The 24,276-nt window shown below is 48.3% G+C and carries 19 protein-coding genes; 10 read left to right on the top strand and 9 right to left on the bottom strand.

Annotation, left to right across the window (positions count from 1 at the left end; genetic code table 11):
* Positions 1-1,421 precede the first annotated feature (1,421 nt).
* The gene (locus ACCI49_RS16645) at positions 1,422-3,968 is read left to right on the top strand and encodes an alpha amylase C-terminal domain-containing protein (RefSeq protein ID WP_371840232.1); all 2,547 of its coding nucleotides are present in this window, start codon (positions 1,422-1,424) and stop codon (positions 3,966-3,968) included.
* Positions 3,969-4,041: 73 nt separating this feature from the next.
* Here the strand turns inward: ACCI49_RS16645 and ACCI49_RS16640 are convergent, their stop codons facing one another.
* Positions 4,042-5,943, bottom strand: a complete 1,902-nt coding sequence (locus ACCI49_RS16640; protein ID WP_371840230.1) for an alpha-amylase family protein — start codon at positions 5,941-5,943, stop codon at positions 4,042-4,044.
* Positions 5,944-5,993: 50 nt separating this feature from the next.
* Positions 5,994-8,435: a glycoside hydrolase family 31 protein gene (locus ACCI49_RS16635; RefSeq protein WP_371840228.1), complete on the bottom strand. Its 2,442-nt coding sequence runs from the start codon at positions 8,433-8,435 to the stop codon at positions 5,994-5,996.
* 165 nt (positions 8,436-8,600) lie between these two features.
* On the opposite strand from ACCI49_RS16635, the gene ACCI49_RS16630 reads away from it, so the two are divergent.
* On the top strand, positions 8,601-10,118 hold the full coding sequence (locus tag ACCI49_RS16630) for an MFS transporter (RefSeq protein ID WP_371840227.1): 1,518 nt from the start codon (positions 8,601-8,603) through the stop codon (positions 10,116-10,118).
* 166 nt (positions 10,119-10,284) lie between these two features.
* Complete coding sequence (locus tag ACCI49_RS16625; RefSeq protein ID WP_371840225.1) at positions 10,285-11,694, top strand: alanine/glycine:cation symporter family protein; 1,410 nt, start codon at positions 10,285-10,287, stop codon at positions 11,692-11,694.
* A 126-nt stretch (positions 11,695-11,820) separates the two neighbouring features.
* On the opposite strand, the gene ACCI49_RS16620 is transcribed toward ACCI49_RS16625, so the two are convergent.
* Complete coding sequence (locus tag ACCI49_RS16620) at positions 11,821-12,267, bottom strand: L,D-transpeptidase family protein (protein ID WP_371840224.1); 447 nt, start codon at positions 12,265-12,267, stop codon at positions 11,821-11,823.
* 984 nt (positions 12,268-13,251) lie between these two features.
* On the opposite strand from ACCI49_RS16620, the gene ACCI49_RS16615 reads away from it, so the two are divergent.
* Together ACCI49_RS16615 and ACCI49_RS16610 are read left to right on the top strand one after the other, a co-directional pair.
* A complete protein-coding gene (locus ACCI49_RS16615; protein WP_371840222.1) occupies positions 13,252-13,578 on the top strand; it encodes a hypothetical protein in 327 nt (108 codons plus the stop codon).
* Positions 13,579-13,779: 201 nt separating this feature from the next.
* Positions 13,780-15,243 carry an aryl-sulfate sulfotransferase gene (locus ACCI49_RS16610; RefSeq protein WP_371840221.1) on the top strand — a complete coding sequence of 488 codons (1,464 nt, stop codon included), beginning with the start codon at positions 13,780-13,782 and terminating at the stop codon, positions 15,241-15,243.
* 73 nt (positions 15,244-15,316) lie between these two features.
* Here ACCI49_RS16610 and ACCI49_RS16605 read toward each other — a convergent pair whose 3' ends face one another.
* Genes ACCI49_RS16605 through ACCI49_RS16595 form a run of 3 tightly spaced genes read right to left on the bottom strand, consistent with a single transcriptional unit; the run spans position 15,317 to position 16,830 of the window.
* The gene (locus tag ACCI49_RS16605) at positions 15,317-15,607 is read right to left on the bottom strand and encodes a putative quinol monooxygenase (RefSeq protein ID WP_371840220.1); all 291 of its coding nucleotides are present in this window, start codon (positions 15,605-15,607) and stop codon (positions 15,317-15,319) included.
* Positions 15,608-15,644: 37 nt separating this feature from the next.
* A complete protein-coding gene (locus ACCI49_RS16600; protein WP_371840219.1) occupies positions 15,645-16,097 on the bottom strand; it encodes a DMT family transporter in 453 nt (150 codons plus the stop codon).
* 58 nt (positions 16,098-16,155) lie between these two features.
* Complete coding sequence (locus ACCI49_RS16595; RefSeq protein WP_371840217.1) at positions 16,156-16,830, bottom strand: type 1 glutamine amidotransferase domain-containing protein; 675 nt, start codon at positions 16,828-16,830, stop codon at positions 16,156-16,158.
* Between the two features lie 124 nt (positions 16,831-16,954).
* Here ACCI49_RS16595 and ACCI49_RS16590 point away from each other — a divergent pair, with 124 nt between their 5' ends.
* Complete coding sequence (locus ACCI49_RS16590; protein WP_371840216.1) at positions 16,955-17,836, top strand: LysR family transcriptional regulator; 882 nt, start codon at positions 16,955-16,957, stop codon at positions 17,834-17,836.
* Positions 17,837-17,893: 57 nt separating this feature from the next.
* Entirely contained in the window at positions 17,894-18,220 is a 327-nt protein-coding gene (locus tag ACCI49_RS16585; RefSeq protein WP_371840214.1) for a cupin domain-containing protein, read from the top strand.
* Between the two features lie 82 nt (positions 18,221-18,302).
* On the opposite strand, the gene ACCI49_RS16580 is transcribed toward ACCI49_RS16585, so the two are convergent.
* Complete coding sequence (locus ACCI49_RS16580) at positions 18,303-18,668, bottom strand: winged helix-turn-helix transcriptional regulator (RefSeq protein ID WP_371840212.1); 366 nt, start codon at positions 18,666-18,668, stop codon at positions 18,303-18,305.
* Positions 18,669-18,780: 112 nt separating this feature from the next.
* On the opposite strand from ACCI49_RS16580, the gene ACCI49_RS16575 reads away from it, so the two are divergent.
* The 3 genes from ACCI49_RS16575 to ACCI49_RS16565 all read left to right on the top strand — a co-directional run bounded on the left by ACCI49_RS16575 (position 18,781) and on the right by ACCI49_RS16565 (position 20,534).
* The gene (locus ACCI49_RS16575; RefSeq protein WP_371840210.1) at positions 18,781-19,191 is read left to right on the top strand and encodes a GFA family protein; all 411 of its coding nucleotides are present in this window, start codon (positions 18,781-18,783) and stop codon (positions 19,189-19,191) included.
* Positions 19,192-19,244: 53 nt separating this feature from the next.
* Positions 19,245-19,481 (top strand): DUF1059 domain-containing protein, encoded by a 237-nt coding sequence (locus ACCI49_RS16570; protein ID WP_371840209.1) that lies wholly within the window; start codon positions 19,245-19,247, stop codon positions 19,479-19,481.
* 219 nt (positions 19,482-19,700) lie between these two features.
* The gene (locus tag ACCI49_RS16565; protein ID WP_371840208.1) at positions 19,701-20,534 is read left to right on the top strand and encodes an alpha/beta hydrolase; all 834 of its coding nucleotides are present in this window, start codon (positions 19,701-19,703) and stop codon (positions 20,532-20,534) included.
* Between the two features lie 63 nt (positions 20,535-20,597).
* Here the strand turns inward: ACCI49_RS16565 and ACCI49_RS16560 are convergent, their stop codons facing one another.
* The gene (locus ACCI49_RS16560) at positions 20,598-21,470 is read right to left on the bottom strand and encodes a polyphosphate kinase 2 family protein (protein ID WP_371840207.1); all 873 of its coding nucleotides are present in this window, start codon (positions 21,468-21,470) and stop codon (positions 20,598-20,600) included.
* Positions 21,471-21,514: 44 nt separating this feature from the next.
* On the bottom strand, positions 21,515-24,052 hold the full coding sequence (locus tag ACCI49_RS16555) for a plasma-membrane proton-efflux P-type ATPase (RefSeq protein WP_371840206.1): 2,538 nt from the start codon (positions 24,050-24,052) through the stop codon (positions 21,515-21,517).
* Between the last annotated feature and the right edge of the window lie 224 nt (positions 24,053-24,276).

Here is a 24,276-nt window from a genome sequence, read left to right as displayed (position 1 = left end):
GCAAAGCCATTTAAATGGACAAAGCCCGCCGGTCAAATCTTGGCTTCCGTAGAGCGTGCAAAACAATCGTTACAGAATTAACCGCATGGACCACTAGGTTCGCGGCTTGGTCTCGAAGTATACATGAAGGTCGAACTGCTGACTATGGGACTTCCTGCCAATATTTCTTTTATTCAGTACCACAGCTAAAGTCTGCTATTCATCATTGAATCTCTGCGAAGGTTAAGCGAGCGACTAATAACGCCTCCACACGGGCGAGCAACTTATTGCGAGTCCAGCGTACGTAGTGCACGATTGTGTTGGAGCTTGTTAAAAGTTCCAGGCTATATTTGTGCCAACACACTTAAATCCAGAAAGATACTACTGGGTCAGAAGGAAAGAATACACTGCACTCGAGACGCACTGTGAATACATCGTTATAAACTCGTAATCGGCATCCATACCTCATACGGTCCCGAGCGCAGTGTATTCTTTCCTTCCCCCTTTTTAGTATATTCGACAGAATTTTGGGTAGGGACTGAAAAATATAATTTAACCATATCTATCAGCCTCATAAAAAATGAATAATTATTGAGGAGAAGCTAAAGGGACTTAATGAGGAGTCTTACTATGTTTTATATTTAGATGATCTCAATGCGCGATAAATTTTTTTGCTTTTTATTAAGGCCGCATTGTTGGTTACCTGTTGTCTTGGTTTCTCTGCTTTAAAGAGGCGTGAGTTCCTTCATACTGAAACTAATTTCAAAGATAAGATGGAACTGGATCGGGCTGAAAGTTGGTCGACATTGAAAGCCTAATCCTCTCAACCTCAAGATCTTTATCGATCCTTAAGGCCGCTGATATGTCCTTTCCCTAGTTATGAGCAGTGTGTTTCCCGTGGGATAAACTGAAGCTTTTCTAAGGCTCCATTCAGTCATCCTCAAAAGGTAGCTACCTCTTTTACCTCCAGCTCTTAGTCTTGACTCGCCCGCTGTTGTCCCGCGATGTGATTGTTTTTTTGAACGCCACACCATGCCACCCGTAGCTAAGTTTAAGGCACTGCGCATAAAGTCACTACGCCCCCCTAAGGGGGGATGTGTGCGTTGGTACCACCTCTTTATCCTGCTATAGGTCATGCCCCTTGCCATCCTCTGACAGTCTTTCGCTCGCACCTATGGAATGTATCTGGTTGGTTTGATTCGGTTGCCGAATCTTGGGCGTAGGCAGATAGAAAGTTGAACCTGATCTTGATTGTTGTGGCATTGACTTCTACTACCTCCTTTTTGGGGGTGCGTGTGTCTTTTAGGACTTTCTGTTGATAAAGCTATGGCTTTGGTTATCCAGTGCGCGAGTTCTTAATATTTGATCACGCAGCTTGTGTCGTTACGGCTTAAGAAAAAATCAGATTAAAAAATAACAGCGAGAAAAAGAGAAAAGCAAAAATGAATACTCCATTTCCCCTAAAAAGGCTACTGGCCAATGCGGGCCTTGTGCTTGGTACACTATCCAGTACTCACACCAATGCCGGTACCGCTTTTGTACATTTATTCGAGTGGAGCTGGAATGATATCGCCAGTGAGTGTGAGAGCTTTCTCGGGCCTAAGGGTTTTGATGCGGTGCAAATATCTCCACCCAATGAGCATATCAGCCTGTCCACCTGGTGGGCGCGCTATCAGCCCGTGACATACACCAACCTTACCAGTCGCAGCGGTACTGAGCAGGAGCTGCAAAGCATGATCAACCGTTGCCATGCGGCAGGTGTGAAAGTCTATGCCGATGCGGTGATTAATCATACCGCAGCCTGGAATGGTAGTGGTACCGGTTGGGGAGGCACCCAGTGGACCTTGCTGGATCATCCGGAGTTTTCTTATAACGACTATCACTCCGATTGCACTATCAATAACTATAATGATGCCAATCATGTATGGAGCTGTCGGTTGAGTGGTTTGCCAGATTTGGATACCGGCTCCAGTTATGTGCAGGGGAAACTCGCTGGTTACCTGAGCAAATTAAAAGGCATGGGAATTGATGGTTTCCGTATTGATGCGGTCAAGCATATGTCCCCTGGTGATTTGCAGGCAATTATGAATCAAGCTGGCAACCCCTGGGTCTTCTCTGAGGTTATTGGCGCTGCCGGCGAGGCCTCAGAAATCCAGCCTTACAATTACACTTTTCTAGGCCGCGTTACTGAATTTAAATATGGCACCGATGTGGCCAGCAACTTCAACGGTCAGATTAAAAATCTTGCCAGTATTGGTGATAGCTGGGGGCTGCTCTCCTCCAGTGATGCCGTGCATTTTATCGATAACCACGATCGCGAGCGAGGCCATGGTGGCGGTGGTAATCTGACTTATCACGATGGAGCCAAATACAATCTGGCCAATGTCTTTATGTTGGCTCATCCCTACGGTTATCCCAAGGTAATGTCGGGGTATGACTTTACCGATACTGATATTGGTCCTCCCAGCAATGGCCCGAATAACTGCCAAAATGGCGCTTGGGTCTGTCAACACCGCTGGGGCAATATCGCCAATATGGTAGGTTTCCGTAACTATACCAACGGTACTGCCATGAACAATTGGTGGGACAATGGCAATAACCAGATTGCTTTTGGCCGCGGCAACAAGGGTTTTGTGGTGATCAATAATGAGGGGGGCTCTCTGAACCAGACGCTCTACACGGGCATGCCCGCGGGGGATTACTGCAATGTGTTGGCGGGCGATAATGAATGCAGTGGTGATGTGATTACTGTAGATGGCAACGGCTATGCCACCTTTAATGTGACTGCCAACTCTGCTGCGGCAATTTATGGTGGCCAATTGGCATCACCCTGTGATGTCTGCACTGACCCGAGCTTTCCCAGCCTTTATTTCCGTGGTACTGCCAATAACTGGGGCAGTACAGCATTTGAACAAGTGGGCGATAATACTTGGCAGTTAGTGGTGAACTTTGATGGCCAGGCGGACCAGCGCTTTAAGTTAGATATTTATGGAGATTGGACCGAGAACTACGGCGATGATGGTGCCGATGGTATTTTGGATAAGACCGGTGCAGATATTTATACCTCTGTGAGTGGTAATTACCGAATCGAAGTCAACGATCAGAGCCTGAACTATAGCCTTACTGAAGTTTCCTCCCAGCAGGCACCGGTTGCGGTTGTCACTCCCTCAGCAGTTACCGTTGCGGTCAATGAAAGTATCACGCTGGATGCCAGCGGTTCTAACGATACCGATGGTAGTGTGGTGTCTTACAGCTGGAGTAGTGGTGGCAGCAACGCCAGTACTTCCCTGAGTTTTGCCAACGCTGGAACCTATACAGAAACCGTAACAGTAACGGATAACGATGGCCTGACTGACAGTGCCACCGCGGCCATTACTGTGACTGATCCCAGCGGAGGTTATGCACAAAACTTTGCGGCACTGCATTTTCGGGGAACGCCCAATAGCTGGGGCACCCAGGCCATGACTTTGGTAGCGGATAATACTTGGCGTACAACAGTCGTTTTTGATGGCAGTAGTAATCAGCGTTTCAAGTTTGATGTAAGTACTAACTGGGATGAAAATTACGGGGATAACAATGCCGATGGGTTTCTGGAGCAGGGCGGCAATGATATTTATACCAATGTGACTGGTACTTATCTTGTTGAAATGAATGATAAAACACTCAGTTACTCCCTGACCTGTATGGATTGTGGCGGCCACGCCTCTAATTTTTCTTCCCTATTTTTTCGTGGAACACCAAATAACTGGGTAGCCGAGGCTATGCAGTTAGTGGCGGATAACCTTTGGGAAATTTCGGTTAACTTCGATGGTCAATCCCAGCAACGTTTTAAGTTTGATGTGAATGGTGATTGGAGTGAAAACTATGGCGATAGTGACTCTAATAGAACTCTGGAGCAGGACGGCTCTGATATCTACACCTCTGTTACAGGGAACTATAAGGTGCAGATGAATGATCAGACCTTGATTTATAGTCTGGTAGCCCAGTGAATATTATCTAGTATTGATACAGAAAACCCGGCTTCGAGCCGGGTTTTCTGTAATAAAAGACTGTATTTGCTAGTCAATTGTCAAGCTTGAAGATATGGCCTTCAAAGGGGAGAAGATTAAGTGTTATTCTGCCTTGGCCATTTTGGATAACCAGCTGTTGCTTCGCATTGCTGATCTGCCCTTCTAATACATAGCTGCCGTCTTTCAGTTTCCACTGCTTAAGTAGCTCATTGGGGATCAGTAGTTCGAATTTGCTGGCCTCTCGATCAAAATTTGCAACGATCAAGAGTTTTTCCGTTTTATTCCAGCGCGCAAAAGAAAATTGTTTTTCCCCATAGCCTCTATCCTGTTTGCGGTTGTAGCTGTGCAAGTCCAGATAATCGCCAAGCAGGGCTGGGCTCTGCTTGGAGAAGTTGAGCAGGCGCTGGTAGAAGCTGCGCAATTCTTTTTCTTCTTTTGTCAGCAGAGCAGTGTCAAAAGCGCCCTCATTGTTCCAGCGGCGTACACTGGGTACTGACCAGTAGTCGAAAATGGTGGTGCGGCTGGCTTTACCAAAGCCGGCATCTTTGTTGGCGGGTTCTCCTAACTCCTGGCCAAAGTAAACCAAGGTAGGGGCTGGAGAGAGCGCGGCAGATACCAGCATTGCAGGTTTGCCTGCCTCTGGGTTGCCAGAAAATTGTGGGCTGGCAATACGCTGCTCGTCGTGATTCTCCATAAAACGCAGCATATGAGAGGAAATATCCACCAGGCTTGCCTGCACCTCTGCGATTTTATCTGCACCGCCCTTGTTCTCCATGACCGCGCGAATAGCGTCGTAAGTGCCGACTTTATCGTAGAGATAATCCATTTTGCCCAGATGCAGATAATCCCGATAGCGCTCCGGAGTATAGATTTCGGCAAGTAACAGTGTGTTGGGGTTGCGCATTTTGATGGAGGAATTCAGGTAGCTCCAGAATTCTACCGGCACCATACCGGCCATATCATAGCGAAATCCGTCCACGCCAAAGTCCAGCCAGTAGTGGGCGATATCGCGGAATTTTTCCCAGGTGTCCGGGACTTTCTTGTCTGCCCAAAACTGGGCGTGGGCCCGGTAGTCACGCTCGGCATATTCCTGGGGTAGCTCAGAAAAATTCTTGCTGTCATCGGGGCGAACGCCAAAATTAATTTTGACCGTTTCATACCAGTCGTGCATGGCAGGTTGTGCACTGCGCGCGCCATTACCGGTCCATTTGGCTGGACTCTCTATAAATTGCCCATCGACAAGATCATTGGCTTCGCCATTGAGTGGCCGATAACTGTCTTCTGCAACGGGCACGCGGAAGTCTTCGCCCACTACATAGTAGAAATTGTTGTTGCGGGCGTAGGTGACCTGGGTGTTGTCGCCAGCTCCAAAATCCTGCACGCCTTGGGGTTTATCGAGAGAATGATAGGCGCGGGCTACATGGTTAGGCACTATATCGATAATTACTTTCAGGCCGGCCGCGTGGCTGCGTTCCACCAGTGCGCGGAATTCCTGTAATCGCTCTGCTGGGTTATTGGCCAGGTCCGGGTTTACGCTGTAGTAATCCTTGATGGCATAGGGAGAGCCGGCGCGGCCTTTGACCACATCTGGATCATCGTTACTGATACCGTATTCCGTATAGTCGCCAACGAGCGCATGGTGCAGGGCGCCGGTGTACCAGATATGGGTGGCGCCCAGCGCGTGGATTTCATTCAGTGCTTTTGGGGTAAAGTCGGAGAACTTACCCACACCATTCTCTTCGAGTGTGCCCCAGGGTTTGTTGGTACTGTTAGTGTTGCCAAATAAGCGCGGTAGCACTTGGTAGATAACAGCTTTTTTCTCCGCAACTTTTTCAGCGGGCTGTATTTCTTCCGGGCTGCTATCCTGGCTGCAGCCGGCAGTGCCGAATAGAGCCGCGCCCAGTAGGGAAGCCGAAATAAGTTTGGCAATAAACAGGGAATGTAACTTCTTCATTGTTTCCTGATGACTTTAAATTTTTTGTCAGTGAACAGCGGTTTGCTGAATTATTGATTTTTGAGCATTAAATTCAGCGGTTCTTTGTGCCAGTCAAATTTAACCAGCAGTTGCTGCTTGCGCTTGTTGTACCAGGCCCCACGGGATGCCTGAGCAAAGTCTTTTTCACTGTCGAAAATAGGCAGGGATTCGCCGCTAATATCGAGCTGCACGGGCACTTGTTGCCAGTTGTGGATATTTAAATTGACCTTGCGGGATTCCGGCATACCGGTATAACCGTCGCCTTCGCGTTTAAAGGCAAAGGCTAAACCCTGCTGTTTGTTTTCAGCTGAGAATTGCAGCTTCTCGTATTTGCCTTTTTCAAAAGCCTGCGCAGTAGCGCCATCATCTTCATAAACATAGCGCTCGGACTTTGCTGCTGATGGGTGCGCGTAGTAGTCCAGGGTCAGGTTTTTACTGGAGTAATCACGACTGTTGTGGACATCGTCAATGGTGGGAATAATGGCGCCGGCCCGCACCAGCACAGGAATCGTTTTCAGGTCCACTTCTACCTGGGCCTGATCGCCAGAATATTGTTCATCAGTCCAGTAATCGAACCAGGTGCCGCCGGGCAGTTTTACCGCGACCTCATCCACATCTTCTTCCACGACCGGGGCAACGAGGAAGTCCTGCCCCCAAAGGTAGGCATCCTTGTAGTCCAGGAGAGATAGGTCACTTTCGTTTTCGAAAAACAGTGGGCGCATCAGCGGCATGCCGGTCTGGCTGTTTTCGAAGGCGAGGGTGTAGTTGTAGGGCAGCAGGCGATAGCGCAGTTTTACATATTCGCGCAGGATATCGCGGGTGCGGCGATCGTGGAAAACCGGTTCGGAAGCAATATGCTCCTGGGCGTGCGGGCGGTAAACCGGTTGGAATACGCCGTACTGTAACCAGCGGATATAGAGTTCGCGGTCAAATTTCTCACCGCCGGCAAAGCCACCCAGGTCTGAATGGGTGTAGCCAAAGCCCAGCAAGCCCATACTCAGAGCCAATTCCACCTGGGGCTGTAAGCCACCCCATTCCCGAGCGACGTCGCCGGTCCAGGGGATCATGCCGTAGCGCTGGGAGCCGGCAAAACCGGCGCGCATCATAATAAAGGGGCGGCGCTCTGGGTATTTTGCCGTTTGGCGTTCGTGCAGTAATTGCGCCCAGGCGTGGCCGAAGGCGTTGTGGATTTCATCGGCCATACCGATTGCGTGAACGGTATCGGAGGGGTGAACTTCCGGCTCACCCAGGTCGCCCCACCAGCCGGCTACGCCCTGTTCCAATAATCCGTCGTAAATATTCCAGAACCAGTCGCCGCCATCTTCAGAGAAGACATCGATCAGGCCGGTATTGCCGAAGTAGAAATCAAAACGCTTGGGTTCTCCGGTCAGGTTTTTGGCCAGGGCATTATTCGCCACGGCTTCCTGCCAGCGTTCGGAGGTGGAGAGGACAAAAGGCTCGGTCACCAGGATGGTATTGATGCCGCGTTCTTTAAGGTCGGCCATCATCTTTTCTGGTTCGGGAAAGGCTTCCTTGTCCCAGGCAAGGTTGCCCATATGGCCTTTTATATCTGGGCCAAACCAGTAGAGGTCCAACACCAGGGCGTCCAGGGGGAAATCTTCTTCGGCAAACTTATCCACGGTTGCGCGGACTTCAGCTTCGCTGTGATAGCCAAAGCGCGAGGCGAAGTTACCCAGGGCCCAACGAGGTGGCAGGGGCTGTTTGCCGGTGGTGGATACATAATTTTCCAGCAACTGTGGATAAGTCTCACCGGCTACCACGATGTAAGCGGTGCGCCCGGCTACGGCTTCAAATTGCAGGATATCTTCTTCGTTTGCGCCCAGATCCAGGGTGCCGGTGGCAGAGTTGTCGAACAGCAGAATGTATTTGTTGCTGGACAGTACTGCTGGCAGGGAAAAATACATCTGGTTGGATTCGGTGGTGTATCCGTAATGGGCACGGTTATACAGAGGGAGGCGTTGACCGCGACGATCCATCCCCATAACCCGCTCTCCGCCGCCCAGCAGTTTTTCCTCTGGCGACAGTGCGAAGCGGAATCCGCGCATCGTCTCGGTGGCAAAGAAGCCACGCTCTTCACTCAGGATTTGTTCGCTACCGCGCAAGTACTCAATTCGGAAGGGAGACTTGTGGATAATTGCTGTAAGGGAGCCAGTTTGGTAGATGAGCTTGTCCTCTCCGTCCCGCAACTGGGCCTTAAGCGAACTTTCCGGCTTGTCGTCAATAGCAAAAGAAGGCAGCTGTTTGATACCTTCGCTGCGGTAGTGCAGGGAGAGTGCCGAAGGGCCGACCGGTGTAAGGGAGACCTCGCCATCATTTAATTGTATGGTAAGTGAGTCTTTGCTTTGCTGATGTGCCAGGTAACTTCTTGATTCGCCGGCTACAGCAAGTACGCTCAAGCAGAGGGTGCTGGCAAGGGCAATTAGACGCAGAAGGGGCAGATTTGGGATCATCGCGCGGAACTTCAGTTGATTATTTGACTATTTGTGGCTGCAGGACCTGTGCCTATGCTAAGGCACTATTTAGTGCTTGCATCCTCCCCCTGTGGGGAGGATGGAGGCCTGAGGTTGGCGTGACAGAATGGCAAAATAAGCATAAATAGAGATGCGGTGATCCCAATGACCCAATCAGTAAACGGCGCCGCCGCGCCCCGGGCCCAACAGCCGAGCCTGCCCTTCTGGCAGGTATGGAATGTCAGCCTCGGATTCCTGGGAGTGCAGTTTGGCTTCTCCCTGCAAAATGCGAATGCCAGCCGGATCTTGTCTGATTTGGGAGCGGATTTACACTCGCTGTCACTTTTCTGGATAGTGGCTCCGCTGATGGGGCTTATTGTGCAGCCTATCGTGGGCTCTGCTTCGGACCGTACCTGGAGCCGTTTTGGACGCCGCAATCCATATATCCTGTTTGGTGCTATTGCCGCAGCTCTAGGTATGGCGTTTATGCCCAATGCTGGAATTGTCGTAGCTCTGGTGGCGCCAATTTTGTTCGGCGGTGTAATGCTGGCACTAATGGATGCCGCCTTCAATGTCACCATGCAGCCTTTCCGCGCACTGGTGGCAGATATGGTGCCCTCAGAGCAGCGCACCTTGGGATATTCCATCCAATCCCTGCTGATTAATATCGGTGCCATTTTTGGCTCTATGCTTCCGTTTATCCTCACCAATGTTATCGGCCTGGAAAATACTGCCCGTGCCGGCGAAGTGGCCCCTTCGGTGATCTGGGCTTTTTATATAGGTGCAACAGTATTATTGGGTAGTGTGCTTTGGACAGTTGTGCGTACCAAGGAATACCCACCGGAGCAGTACAATGCTTATAAAGGCCTTGATGCGGCGCAGTTGCAAAAAGAGCGGGAACAGAAAGGGACACTTTTACAACGTTTGGGTGGCTTTTTCCGTTTGATGCTGAGTATGCCCCGCACTATGCGCCAGTTGGCCCTGGTGCAATTCTTCTCATGGTTCGCCCTGTTTATTATGTGGGTATACACAACCCCAGCGATTACCCAGCATGTTTGGGGAGTGGAAGCCAAGTGGTTTGATCCCGCCTACCTTGAAACTGTAAATGAAATTCCCACGCATATCGCTGCAGCTAAGGGTGCGGCGGGTGACTGGGTGGGCATTATCTTCGCCGCCTATTCACTGTTTGCTGCGTTGTTTTCGATTGTGTTGGCGAGGGTGGCCCAACTGCTGGGGCGCAGACTGACTTACTCACTATCTTTAGCTCTGGGAGGGTTGGGTTACATTGGGTTCTTGCTGTTTCAGGGTGGCGAGCCGATCGAGGTGAATCTGCTGATCACCCAGGTCTCTGTGCCCAGCGGTGCACTGGGCTTGCTACTGCCAATGATTGGTGTCGGTATTGCCTGGGCGGCAATTCTGGCAATGCCCTACGCGATCTTATCCGACTCCCTGCCGGCAGATAAAACCGGTGTGTATATGGGAATCTTTAATTTCACAATTGCTGCACCCCAGATAGTTTCTGCTTTGGTGGCGGGGCTGATCTTGAAGTCGGTGTTCGACAACCAGGCGATTTACATTATTGTTTTGGCCGGGGTGAGTATGCTGCTCGGTGCGGTATCAGTATTTTTTGTGCGGGAAACTGTAGAATCGGAAACTGAATTACGGGCTGGTACTACAGCTTAAATTAAATCTCTTTTTCCGCTAAAAAGCCCCTTATTCAGGGGCTTTTTTATTGGTGTTAGTCTATCTGAATGGATTGGCCAGAAACTCTGGGGGAGCCCCTGGATTTTGACAGTTTGGTGTCTGTCTACCTAGACTGGCTGAGTCTCACAGAAAATTACAATCTTCTATGTCCTTTTTTAATGTAATCGAACAAGCGCTAAAGATCTTTGCCGATTTTGTCTGGGGGCCACCGCTGCTTGTCTTGCTAGTTGGTGGCGGATTGGCATTACTGCTTTATTCTCGCGGCCGACCCTATCGTCATTTGGGGCACAGTATCGGGCTGTTAAGCGGTCGCTATGATGATCCAAATGATCCAGGCCAGGTAAATCATAGCCAGGCACTATCTACAGCACTTTCCGGTACTCTGGGGCTGGGCAATATTGCCGGTGTGGCCATTGCCATTACCGCCGGTGGGCCGGGGGCCATTTTTTGGATGTGGGTTACCGCTTTGGTGGGGGTGGCTACAAAATTCTATACCGCCACCCTCGCCGTGATGTTTCGTGGCAGTGATGCCAATGGGGAGTTGCAGGGTGGTCCCATGTATGTGATCCGTGAAGGTCTTGGTAAGCGCTGGATGCCACTGGCTGTTTTATTTGCTGTGGCCGGATTGTGCGGCATGTTGCCGGTATTTCAGTCCAACCAGACTACTCAATTATTGCGAGAGTCTTTCGCCGAACCGCTGGGCTGGGTAGCACCCGGTGGTTCTCTGTTGTTTGATTTTATTATTGGTTTATTAATCGCTATTGCCTCAGCGTACGTGATTGCCGGGCGAATCCAGCGCATTGGTAAATTCTCTGCGCGTATCGTACCAGGTATGGTGTTGTTCTACCTGGTGCTGACCTTGATGGTGATAGGCACTTTCTGGGAACAGGTTCCGGCCGCTTTCACGCTGATTTTTACTGACGCTTTTACTGGCCAGGCGGTGGCCGGCGGGGCCCTGGGGTCGGTGATAACCACTGGTGTCAGCCGGGGAGCCTTCTCCAATGAAGCGGGCATTGGCACAGAGTCGTTGGCCCATGGTGCGGCAAAAACCCGCGAGCCTGTACGCGAGGGGGTTGTCGCGATGCTGGGGCCGATTGTGGATACTCTGGTGATCTGTACCTGTACGGCCCTGGTTATTTTACTGACCGGTGCTTGGCAGCAGGGCGAGGAGGTGGCCGGGGTCACTTTGACCGCACAGGCATTTTCCCAAGTGTTCGGCCAGCTTGGCCCCCTCTTGTTGTTACTGATGGTATTACCTCTGGCCTTCAGTACTATCGTTACCTGCTGGTATTACGGCATGAAGTGCTATGTGTTTTTGTTTGGTGGTCGCTGGCAAGAGCTATATACGACGTTGTACATGGTGTTGATTGTGCTTGGAGCAGTGGCTTCGCTCAGTGCGGTTAACAACATTATTATCGGAATGTACGCGGTTATGGCAGTGCCCACTATGGTGTCTACTTTGCTCTTGGCAAAACATGTGAACAGCGCAGCCCACGATTACTTTACACGTATGAGTGTTGCGAAAACGGCGGTAGGCAGGGATTTAGTGCCCTAGTAAATTCACTTATCGAATAGAAAAAGGCGGACTAAATAGTCCGCCTTTTTCTCCCTTCCTGGCTCGTTCTCTAATTCCGTTGCAAAACGCTGTGACTGTTACTTCCTTAACCTTAAACTGTCCAGCTTAAGGTACCACCGAAACCTTGGTTCCCACGCGTGCATGACGATAGAAAGTTTTCGCCATATGCCACGGCAAGCGAATGCAGCCATGGGAGGCTGGGTATCCAGGCACATAACCGGCATGCATGGTGACGGGTCCGTTAATCCGCATCATGTAATCCATAGATGCCCCACGGAAGCGAGATCCGGCAGGTTTGCGATGGCGGCGCACATCTACATTACTGCGCAGTACATAGCCGCGGGGGCTTATATAGTGACCGTACAGGTTTGAACGGTGACTATATTTTTTCTCGGAAATACGGAAGTTGCCAGTAGGAGTGCGGTGGCCGGGTTTGCCAGTAGAGACAGGGGACATACCTGCCAAGCGTCCACCTCTATAGAAGTAGGCCATCTGGTCACTGAGGTCGATCACGATACGAGGTGTTCCCTGCACATGGGCTTTAAACCACATATGCCGACCATACCGTGGTTGCTCCCTTTGGTACCTGCCGTATCTTGAATATCCCCTTTGATTCCTACTATATCGCGAATGCCTCCTATAATCCCTTCTGTATCTATAATCCCGGCTATACCTGGAATGTCCGCCATAATGCCCTCCATGCCCCTGATGAGAGACATATCTGGAACCTTGTCGGGCGTAGGGGTTGGAATAATCCACGGCGTAGGCCAGTGGTGCCAATATTGCCGATCCCACAACTATCAGCGCGGCGGCAAATGAAGAGTTTTTACGTAAAGATCCCTGCACTTTTTGTAGGGGCGTTTTCCTTTCTATAGGAATGGTTTGATGATTTTGCAGCGAAGGTCGGTTATGCATTACACACCTCTCAATTGCCAGTGGGCTGTGCAAACAACCGCAGTTGTGAACAATACTGCTATCAACTCCAGAGCGAGAGACAAGTTCCCAATGTCTTGGGATATGACAGCAGTAGGTGGTTCCCCAGTGCAGATTACCGTTATAGCCAGCATTCTCTGCGGGAAGGGTTAGCAGTGATATTTGCCACTGCAGGTTCTGAGGATGTTAAGGTCGCCCTATGGGTGCAATCACATCAAAACGGAATAAGTGAGGACTTGGTTAGTTCTAAGCACTTGAGGGGAGAGTAAACTATTTATGAAAAAATATTTACGCAGGGGTAGGGAAGCCTCGGATAGTTATTTTACAAAAGTCCCTGGAAGTTTTATTTCAGGTGTCAGATTTATTTAGGATGTGATTGAAGATCTGCCGATTTTTGCCTCCTCAGAGGGAAGTAAAAAATATGAGCTGAGGTTTGTTGATGCGAAACACTACTTTGTGATTCCTTTTAAAATCTCGAAAGTAGGTTCTACTCTGCATACTATGCGGTGCCTGCCCGATAAGGCGCCAGAAGTAAGTGATTTACCTAAATGACGCATCTTCCACTTTCCCAATGAGTACTACGAGGAAAGTCTATGTAAATTTATGGTAGAAAGCTCGGTCGACATATCTCTGGAGCCGAAAGGAAATCATAGAAACTCTCTGGTTAGACTTGCCGATGAGATTGAGGCTCTGGATAAACAGATAACTTTTTGGATGTTGCTTGCCTATGGTGCAGCTGCTGTCTTCAATTCTATTGTCGGTGCCGGATTGGCTGCAAAAGGTTTAGTGTCAGGGTTCGGCAGCCTGGTGAACAAGTTTGGACTAGGCCTGGCGGGCGAAAAAATAGATGAAATCCAAACTAAAAGAGCCTTCATGCAAGCAGAGAAAACGTTGCTCGGCAGTTTTCTAAAGCTAGTACCCTTAAGATAGTGAACATTATTCTGCAAAAGTTAGAGCTGGTTAAATTTTTCTTTCTGGGAAAGGGTTGGGTCTAGAGGTTCTTTGATAGGGCTGTTTTGTAATTTCTTTGGATAATGTTTAGTGGTCATCTCCCGTTTTTTTTGACCTTGTAAACCAAATGGCTTGGTTGGCGTTTAGTTATCAGGTGGTGAAAAATTAATGGAGATAGCCATGATAAAAAATGCCTGCTTAAATATTATTTTTTTGATTAACATTGTGTGTATTTCTGGCTTTGTTAGTTTGAAAGCTAGTGCGATTGAGCATCATGAAGATATATCAAATAGCGAGATAGAACTCGGATTAAGTCTTCATCCAGATAACAGCCTGATGGTAAATGCCAGTATAGCAACGGTATCCAAAGCCAGAGTGGCTATCAGAGTAAAATCTGCTAATACTAAAAGGCGCAGAACCGGTTACAGTAACCTCGGCACCGAACACCATATAACTGTAGCGGGCTTGCGAGCAGATACCACTTACCGATTTACTGCAGTCGCTATATTTGAAACTGGAAAGGTGGTTAGCAGTGAAGAGGTGACATTTAAGACTGGCTCACTCCCCGTGGGCGCTCCAGCGATAAACGTCCTCGCCAGTACTGAGAGGAGTGAAGGGGGAATCACCATCTTTGCTCCAGCTTCTGATGAAAATAGTCGCTATTGGGGAATTGATGAAGAAGGAGAGGTGGTTTGGTACCTTCATGGTGATCTCCCTCTCGCGGGTGCTCCAGTGGCTCGTAATCTCGGTGATGGGAAGCTTTTACTATTGCTGGATCAAGAAGCGCGCATTGTGACATTAACCGGAGAAACATTAAAAACCTTCCCTCTGCCTTCCTACCACCACGATGCAGTTCTCCTGGACAGTGGAAACTTACTGGCGTTGACCTATGCTCGTGAAACTGTTGATGGTGTCCTCTTACAGGGGGATGTAATTGTGGAGGTAGATTCACAGGGAAATACAGTTTGGGAGTGGTCGGCATTTGATCATTTGGATACCAACCGATTTCCCGGAGCGCTGGCCAGTCGTGTGCTGGGTAATGGAGCTACCGACTGGACCCATTCCAATGCCTTGTTTCACATAGCCGAAGATGATTCGATTTTGCTTTCCAGCCGGTCTCAAAGCTGGGTTATCAATATCGATCACCAGAGCGGTGACGTTCGCTGGATTATGGGATCTAACACAGAAGTCTCTGGAGATCTGGCCAATAAGTTTTTCGATCTAAACCATGGTTCCTGGATGGCATCGCAGCATGCGGTAACAATAACGAATAGTGGTGAGGTTCTTATCTATGACAATAGAAATGAAGCCGAACTGAGTGGCAATATCTATAATAGTCGCGCGGTCAAGTTTGCGCTGGATACCAGTACGATGGCCGCTGAGCAAAGCTGGGAATATATTGCCCCTAAATATACGCAATCCCTGGGAGATGTAGATGAGCTTGCTGGGGGGAATATCCTGGTCTGTGCAGGAGGTCCCTCAGATGTGAGTACAGGCGGTGACCGAAATGCTCATTTAGTGGAAGTTACTGCTGATGAAGGAGCACCTATTACTTGGGAAGTGGAAATTGAAAACACATTAATTTATCGCGCAGAGCGCATAACCTGGGGTGAGCTCTTAGGGCGCACTGACAGCGAGCCGTAAAAAAACCTAGGGTGATAGCAGGAAAGGCCTCAGTGTTATCAATTGAGGTCTTTCTCGCCTGGATTCAATCTTTTTATTCTTCAGTGTACTTCTCGATTCTTGCTTCCATTGCTAAAAGAGGAGACAGCTGAGGTAGTATATTTTTCAAATGGTCTGTACCCCAATGCTGCTGCTCAGCTTCCTCGGATTCCCATAATTCAAGAGTTGTAAATACATTGCTTTGATCCATTGCGGGTAGGATTTTGTAGTATAGACAGCCGGATTCTTCTTCAGATTTACGCGCCAGTTCCGCTAATAGTACGGATGCCTGGGATACCTTTTCCGGCCGGACCGTAACTTTAGCCATTACGTATAAGTTAGCCATTATTTCTTCTCCAAATATTTAAATTACGCTTGGGAGGTTATGAGGTACGTTTAACTACTAACAACACACCGACGACCATCATAGCCAGCCCGATTAGACGTTTAGTATCCAGGCTAGACTGCTGTGCTCCAAAAAAACCAAAGTGGTCGATGACACTAATGGCGAGCAGCTGCCCGAGAAGAACGAAAGATACCGCGTTGCCCACACCGTACTTCGGTGAAACCCAGGTCACACTCAATATATAAAATGCCACCAAAATCCCGCCGAGGTAGAAATACCAAGAAATACCTTTCTGAAAAATCTCGCTGGGCAGCCCTTCTGTTTTTAATAGGTAGGCCGCGGAAATTGTCAGCCCAACAAAAAACAGCAGAGTAGTTGCCAGGGCCGAACTACCGAGCTTAACGCCGAGGCCGCTGTTTAGAGTTGCCATTACCGGTATGCCAATGCCTGCCAGGAGCATTAAGGACGGGTAAATAATCGCATTTTGCATTGTGGTACCTCTACGCAGAATAGCGGGCCTGCCTTTGCAAACCAGGCCCGCAGCTCAATTAGCTGGCAAGCTGCTTGGCAATGGCCAGGCCTACGCCGTGTGCGCTGGCCGGGTTCTGGCCAGTGATCACGCGTCCATCCTCAATAACAAATTCCTGCCAGGGTTGAACTTTGCTATAACGTGCCGCAACTCTGGCCAGAGATTCCTCCAGCAGAAAGGGAATGTCATTGATGGTGCCGAAGTCAATTTCTTCTTCGCGGGTGAAAGCAGTTACCGACTTGCTTGCCAGCAGTTTTTCCCCGTTGCTCAATGTGATGGGCAGGAGGCCTGCAGGGCCATGGCATACAGCAGCCAAGATACCGCCGTTCTCGTAGTGCTCAGCACTCAAGTTGGCAAAATCCTCATTGGTCGCCAAGTCCGATAGAAGACCAAACCCCCCAGGGTAAAAGACTGCATCATAATCGGCAATGTTCAGCTGTCCTACCGGAATAGTATTGTTAATGCGGTTTTGGAAGTCCTCACTATTCAGCACCTTCTGGTTAACGTCATCGCCTTCAATATCAGTGCCATACAGCGGGGCCTTACCACCCTTAATGGAGGCAATATCGTAGTCAATTCCACTTTCCATAAATACATGAATGGCGTGGGTCAGTTCTGGGGAGTAAGTGCCATTTGCTTGGTCAGTCTTGCCCAGAGTTGCGTGATTAGTGACTGGGATAAGTACTTTTTTCATGATTCCGTCCTCTGTTGGTGAGTAATCAGTGGGAACGGATTGTAGATTGTCCTTATTTTGATGATAATATACTCATTTAGTTAAATACTTTTGCTGTTTGGCAATAATCCGTGGATAGTGAGCTATGGAGAACTTTGACGGCGTGGTCGAATTTGTTGCTGTTGCGGAATGCCAGGGATTTTCTGCTGCGGCTAAGCAGCTGGGATGCAGTACCAGCCATGTAAGTAGACAAGTATCACGGCTGGAAGAGCGCCTGGGGTGCGCATTAATGGCGCGTACGACTCGCCTTGTTAGTCTGACCCAGGCCGGAGCAGTGTATTACCAGCGTTGTAAGGATCTGGTTGTTGGTCTGCAGCAAGCCAATGAGCAAGTAAGCCAGCAACAATTTCAGCTTAGTGGCACCCTCAGGGTGAGCTGTGCTGGTATTTTTGCCGAGCAATATGTTGCCCCAGTTTTAATGGACTTCGGCCTAGAGCACCCTGAGCTGAAAGTTGATATGGATTTCAATAGCCGGATGGTCAACCTGGTTGAGGAGGGGATCAACTTCGCGATCCGCTATGGGCGCCTGGAAGACTCCGGCCTGGTCGCAAGAAAGCTTGCGGATCGCCATATGATGGCTGTTGCCAGTCACGATTACCTTGAGGAAAACGGCACTCCCGAGCATCCTACTCAGTTAAAGGCACATAGCTGCATCGTTGCCAATAATGATCAATGGGTGTTCGATATGGAGGGCGAGCAGCAAACCATTAAGGTCAGTGGCCGTTGGAGAAGTAATAATGCCCATGCTGTTGTCCATGCCTGTGAACGGGGCCTGGGGGTCGCTTATATGCCTAAGAGCAGTTTTTCTGGATCTATCAAGCAAGGCTTGTTGAAGCCGATTTTAGAACCCTTCTGGAGCCGGGGGGCAAGTAGTTGGATTGTATATCAGAATCGTCGATTTCTACCGCTTCGTGCACGGATGGCAATTGATTATTTGGTGGAATATTTTTCCGACTGGGGGGAATAGGCATGAGCGAAAAATTTTTATGTGTTTCTTTCTCTAACCAATAATCAGGAGGTCAGCATGAATAATGTACTCGCACAACTACCTGAAGATACTTCTATGGAGCACTTTTCAGATATTATAAAATCAGAGAATGTGCGTATTGAAAGAATTGTATCCTATGGGCAATCCTCTCCAGAGCATGGCTGGTATAATCAAGAGGAGCACGAATGGGTAATGGTGCTGTCAGGATATGGAATCATTGAGTTTGAGTCTGGGGAAGTTATGCGTTTGGAATCGGGAGATTTTCTGAATATTCAGGCGGGAAGGAAGCACCGTGTTGTCACAACTTCTGCGGATGAAGCAACAATTTGGCTTGCCGTATTCTATAGGCAAAAAGACTATTGACTCACAGAGTCGATCAAAATTATCCCCCAACAGGGCGCTCAATATTATTCGACCAGGCCCGGCGCTCAATAACTGGTAAAGCTCATCTTTTTCCCTGCATAAACCAATCTGGTGGTATCCAGGTATCTTCCATATGCTTATTGCCCCACCGGGCTATTTCTTGAAGTGCTGGCAGAAGATCTTTGCCCTTTTCAGTCAGTAGATACCGGTAGCGCTTAGGTTTATTTTGATATAAGGATTTTTTGACGATATTCTCAGCCTCTAGCATTTTCAACCTCTCTGCTAGTCGGTTTGTCGGAATCCTTTCCGGAGAACTGGCCAATTCAGAATATGTTTCTTCCCCACAAATCAAATCCCTGAGTATGACCAGGGTCCATTTGTCGCCAAATACATCCAGTCCATTTACTATGGGACATCTGGAACGTAAAAACTTCTTGTGAGGACTCACGATAGCTCCATTCAACTTAATGTTTGAATGGTAATCTAGTAACTTGCAAAATTGAAGTTAGGTTTGTAGGCTTTTAATACTTCAATATCGCAACTTAATTATAGAGGGGCAGATGTCCAACTTGTCAGGGGCTTGCTTGTGTGGCGCTGTAAGCTACACATGTGAAAGTGAAGCAATTATGGCCGGGCACTGCCAGTGTACGGACTGCCAGAAAATTAGTGGTGCCGGGCATATAGCTAATATTGCTGTGCATAAAGGCAGTATTCGTATATCAGGAAGGCTTATGTTCCATGAAAAGCGTGCAGAAAGTGGAAACCTTGTCAAAAGAGGCTTTTGCCCATCATGCGGCTGTCATATCTACGCCGAAAATAGCGGCATGCCACAACTCGAGTTTTTAAGGGCTGGAAGCCTGCATAACTTGGAGCAATTTTCTCCATCCATGGTAGTGTATGCAGGCAGTGGTGCTTCCTGGGATTATATGGACCCAAAGCTTCCTAAGTTTGAAAAGATGCCTGAACTTTGAATTCTATTGAAGGAAAACTAAGAACCCCTAAATATTGACTGAGAAATATTCAAATGAGAGTCATGACCTGCAAGCAGTTGGGTGGTGCCTGTGATTTAGAGTTTCGTGCCAGTACTTTTGAAGAATTGGCTGAAATGAGCAAGCAACATGGTGTTGAGATGTATCAAAGGCAAGATGCTGCCCATCTGCAAGCTATGCGACAAATGCAGGACTTAATGAGAAACCCCAAGGCAATGCAAGAGTGGTATGATTCCAAGAAGAGGGAGTTTGAAGCGCTTCCTGACAGCTGATCAAGTAAAATTATATAAACAGCATTGCAGTTGAATTATTATGACTGAGATTTTTTCTTTTTATAAATTTTATAAGAATATACTAAAAAGAGGGAAGGAAAGAATACACTGTGCTCGGGACCGCATGAGGCATGGATGCCGATTACGAGCTTACAGGGATGTATTCACAGCGCGTCTCGAGTGCAGTGTATTCTTTCCTTCTGACCCGGTAGTAGCTTTATGAGAAAATACTTTGGTTTGATTGTTCTGTTTCTTGGTTTCTGTTCAGTAAATGCTGTCGGGGCTGAAAGATCACCGATTGTTATTGGGGATAAATTGCAATTTTCATCGAAAATCCTTGGTGAAAATCGGAGTTTAAATATCTATCTTCCCTCGAGTTATACGAAGATGGAAGATAAAAAATATCCGGTAATCTACCTTCTTGATGGATCTATGGGGGAGGATTTTATTCATATTGCAGGGCTAGTACAGTTTGGTTCCTTCCCTTGGATCAATATGCTATCAGAATCGATCTTGGTGGGGATTGCCAATGTAGATAGAAAACGCGACTTTACTTTTCCTTCCAAAGTCGCTAGAGATCGTAAGGAGTTTCCCTCCTCTGGTGGTTCAGAAAAGTTTATCGAAGCTCTTGAAAAGGAAATACGCCCCCTTATAGAGAGCGAATATCGAGTTAATGGTGAATCAACTCTGATTGGTCAGTCACTTGGTGGGCTGCTCGCTACTGAAATCCTGTTTAAGCGTGCGGGCCTCTTTAATCATTATATTATTATTAGCCCTAGTCTTTGGTGGAGTGGAGAGTCTCTGTTGACAGATCTTCCTGAAGATTGTTGTGATGCCAAATCAGTATATATTGGTGTTGGAAAGGAAGGAGAAGTGATGGAACGGCTAGCTAACAGACTATTTAGTAAATTAAATACAGAAAAAAATAAGGGTGAAGTGCACTTCGGTTATTTTGAAGAGCTGGGTCACGGTGACACTTTGCATCTCGCTGTCTATGATGCTTTTGATCGAATTTTCTCCGCAGGTCGAGTTGAGAACAAGTCAGAAAACTGAATTATTCAGATTCCTCCATTGAAGGTGACACGTTAAAAATCTCGATATGGGGTATATGAATATTCACTTACTTCTTTTTGGGGAGGCGGCAAGCCCCTCTTGAATGTCCTGTTTATTCAGGCTGTGATATTTTTTTTTGATTTCATCAATATCTACTGATGGCTTGGGAAAGGCCATTTTCAGTGCCTCCATAGTATCGGCAACAATGCTGGCTACAGCCAGGTTGCGGAACCACTTATGATTGGCAGGGATCACAAACCAAGGTGCATATATAGTGCTGCATTTATTTAGGGCGTCTTCAAAAGCACTGGTATAATCCTCCCAGTATCCAGCTTCAATATAATCACTTTCACTGATTTTCCAGTGCCTGGTTGGATCATCAATGCGCTGCTTAAAGCGCTTGAGCTGTTCATCGGCATCAATATGCAAGAAAAATTTCAGGATAAGGGTACCACGGTCAGAGAGTAGCTTTTCAAAGTTGTTGATATGTTCATAGCGCTCACTCCAGACACTTTTGGGTACCATATTGTGAACCCGCTGGACCAGCACATCTTCGTAGTGGGAGCGATTATAAATCGCCACGTGCCCCTGGGCAGGAGCCACTTTATGGCAGCGCCACAGAAAATCGTGGGCGGCCTCTTCTTTTGAGGGTTGTTTAAAGCTGGTAACGCTACATCCCTGAGGATTCATAGCGCCGAGTACATGATTGATAGTACCATCTTTGCCGGCAGCATCACGGCCCTGAAGGCAGATTAGTAGTGAATGTTTCTGTTCAGCGTACATCAGATACTGCTGTGCACGGATTCGTGCATCCAGCTCTTTAATAACCGGTGTGGCTTCTTTGCGCTTGTTATAGCAATCTTTGAAGCTGGGATCTATTTTATCCAGGCAAATTTTGCTACCAGGTTTTACTCGAAAATCTTCAAAGCAGTTCACCGTTGTCACCCTTTGAAAGTTAAATCAACTTTTCAGTGGATTTCCTATATATCCTGTAGGCGGCGATAGAGTAGTTTCTTTACCAGGTCGAGTATAAACATCCACAGGATCATATAGAGCCATACCAGGCCGATAATATGCCAGGGAATAGCCGGAACCAGCCAGCCGAAGCCGCACATTAGTACAGTGAGAATTTGGGTACCGACAATGGCAAAAAACAGCTTCAAGGCAGGTAGTGGCCTCGTATAAAAAGCAGCACGGGAGCGAACAACAAATAATAATAAGTGACCGCCGGCGACAATCTGTAAAAAAATAATAGTTTGTATTTGTTCCTTATTAATAGGTGTCCAGGCTTGCCATTGACCGTTTTGCAGCCATTCCATGCCGATCAACAGTAGCCCCATTGTTTGAGCGATAGAGAAAATCCCTATAATCGTAGAGCCCAGCAGTAAATCGCGCATTTCCCAGTGCACCGGCTCTTTGGGCAGTAATGTATTGTCATAGGCGATGGTCATAATAGGAATATCATCCAGCAGCGCAACCAGGACGATCATCACCGGTGTCAAGGGCGAGAAGCCAAATAGAATAGTGGCGAAGACCACAACCACCATAATATCCAAGGTCATTGAAACTCGAAAAAGCACATAATTGATAATGCGTTCAAATATTTTTCGTGCTTCATCAATAGCATCTACAACGGTAGAGAGGCCAGGGGCGGTGAGAATAATAGCGGCTGCAGCGCGAGCAGCATCTGTGGCACCACTAACGGCAATTCCGCAGTCGGCCTGTTTCAGTGCCGGTGCATCGTTTACACCATCTCCGGTCATGGCTACCTGGTGGCCCCGCCCTTGAAGTGCCTTGACAATGGCGTATTTATGTTCGGGAAATACCCTGCCAAATCCATCGGCTCGTTCGACACAATCGACCACTTTATTTGGCAGGTGGTCCATATCTTCTGATTGGTCGAAAACATTGTCCGCGGCAAAGATATTCTGACCTATACCCACTTGAGCAGCGATTTCCTTCCCAATAGCAACATCGTCTCCGGTGATCATTTTCACTTGCAGGCCATGCTCGCGTGCGCGGCTAATTGTCTGCTTGGAGTCATCCCTTGGAGGGTCTTCCAGAGAAAGTATTCCAAGCAAAGACCAGCTACTCCCACCCTCGCTCCGTGCCACACCCAGGGAGCGGAGGCCACGAGTTGCAAGTTCCTGAACGCAGGATTTGGCTTTTTCCGCGCTATGACCGCTGATTTTGCACAGTGCCATTACAGCTTGAGGCGCTCCCTTACAAAATGACAAGGTATTACCTTGACGGTCAATGACTTCGGCTTGGGCGCGTTTGGTAACTGGGTCAAAAGGAGTAAATTCCTTGAGCTTAAATTTATTGATTTGGCTTTTATCTTTGAGCCCGGCGAAAATTGCCTGGTCTATAGGATCGCTGGAGCCGGGCTCAGAGGCGAGGGCAGCGGCTAGAATAAGTTCAGTGTTGTCTTTGGCTCCGAATAGTTTCGGGTCATGTAGGCTTAGCTGGTTCTTGGTAAGGGTACCGGTTTTATCAGAGCAAAGAATATCCACTCCAGCCAGCTCTTCAATGGACTCAAGCCGTGACACTATGGCTTTTTTCCGGGATAGTGCCAGGGCACCGAGGGCATTGGTGACTGTGATTACCGACGGCATAGCTACCGGGATTGAAGCGATCAACAGCACCAGTACTGTACGCAGAATATTAATAATATCTGACCAGTGCCAGCTGGGTGCTATGACAATATCGCGGTATAGCTGGGTGCCGACCAGCAACAGCGCCAGTACCAAGCAGAGTACAATAAGAAAGTCGCCGATATGGGTTACGGCCTTTTGTGAGTGAGATGCTCCCTGTCCGGCACCAGCTACTAATTTTGCGGTGCGTCCAAAAAAAGTATTGCGACCAGTACCAATAGTGACCGCAGTCATTTCTCCGCGTTTGGCGATACTACTGGAGTAGCCAATATCTCCAATCTTTTTACTTGCTGGTAAGGATTCACCGGTAAGTGCGGCTTGGTCAATACTGATAGATTTTCCATCGATAAAACGTACATCTGCAGGTACTACCTGGCCAAGTTTAATGCGAACAATATCGCCGGGAACTACATCGGCTGCGGCAACAATTTGGAACTTTCCATCTCTTAGCACTTCTGCCTGCGGAGCCATACTGGCTTTCAGTGCTGCGAGTGCGTTGGAGGCCTTATGCTCCTGCCAGAACCCTGCTACGGCGTTATATAGGAGCAAGGCCATAATGATGGCAAAGTCAGGCCAGTGGCCGATAAGCGCAGATAGCAGGGCGGCAGCTTCGATCATCCAGGGAATGGGCCCCCAGAAAAAGCGAAGGAACTTGAGCAGCGCGCTCTGCTCTTTTTCTTGGATACTATTGGGGCCGTATCGCTCAAGACGTGTTTTGGCTTCGGCCTGGGTTAGTCCCTTGGGAGAGGTTTGCAGGGCTGAATAGACGGCTGTTAGATCTGCCTTTTGCAGGTCTATTTGGCCGCTCCCGGATTCTGCTTCCGGGGTGTCGCTTCTTTCTGACTCAGGCTCGGATATTGGCACGGGTCTATTCCATTTAGTCGTGAGATTTGTGCTTGGAGGCCGTGCGAAAAGTAAATGGCTAAATAATGGGCTTGCCTAAGTACTTAATTTAGCAGCCTGGGTTGGGGAAAATGTTGCGAGAACTGACTGCAGGATTTTGCCAAAGAAAAATTCTCATGCAGTTGCCCTTTTCGAGCTTTACAAACTAAAAAAGCCGGCACCAGGCCGGCAAGGAAGTAGACGTC

Source organism: Microbulbifer epialgicus, from assembly GCF_041447265.1.
Classification (GTDB): Bacteria; Pseudomonadota; Gammaproteobacteria; order Pseudomonadales; family Cellvibrionaceae; genus Microbulbifer; species Microbulbifer epialgicus.
Note: the sequence above shows the minus strand (reverse complement) of the source record. Positions and strands in the feature narration are given on the sequence as shown.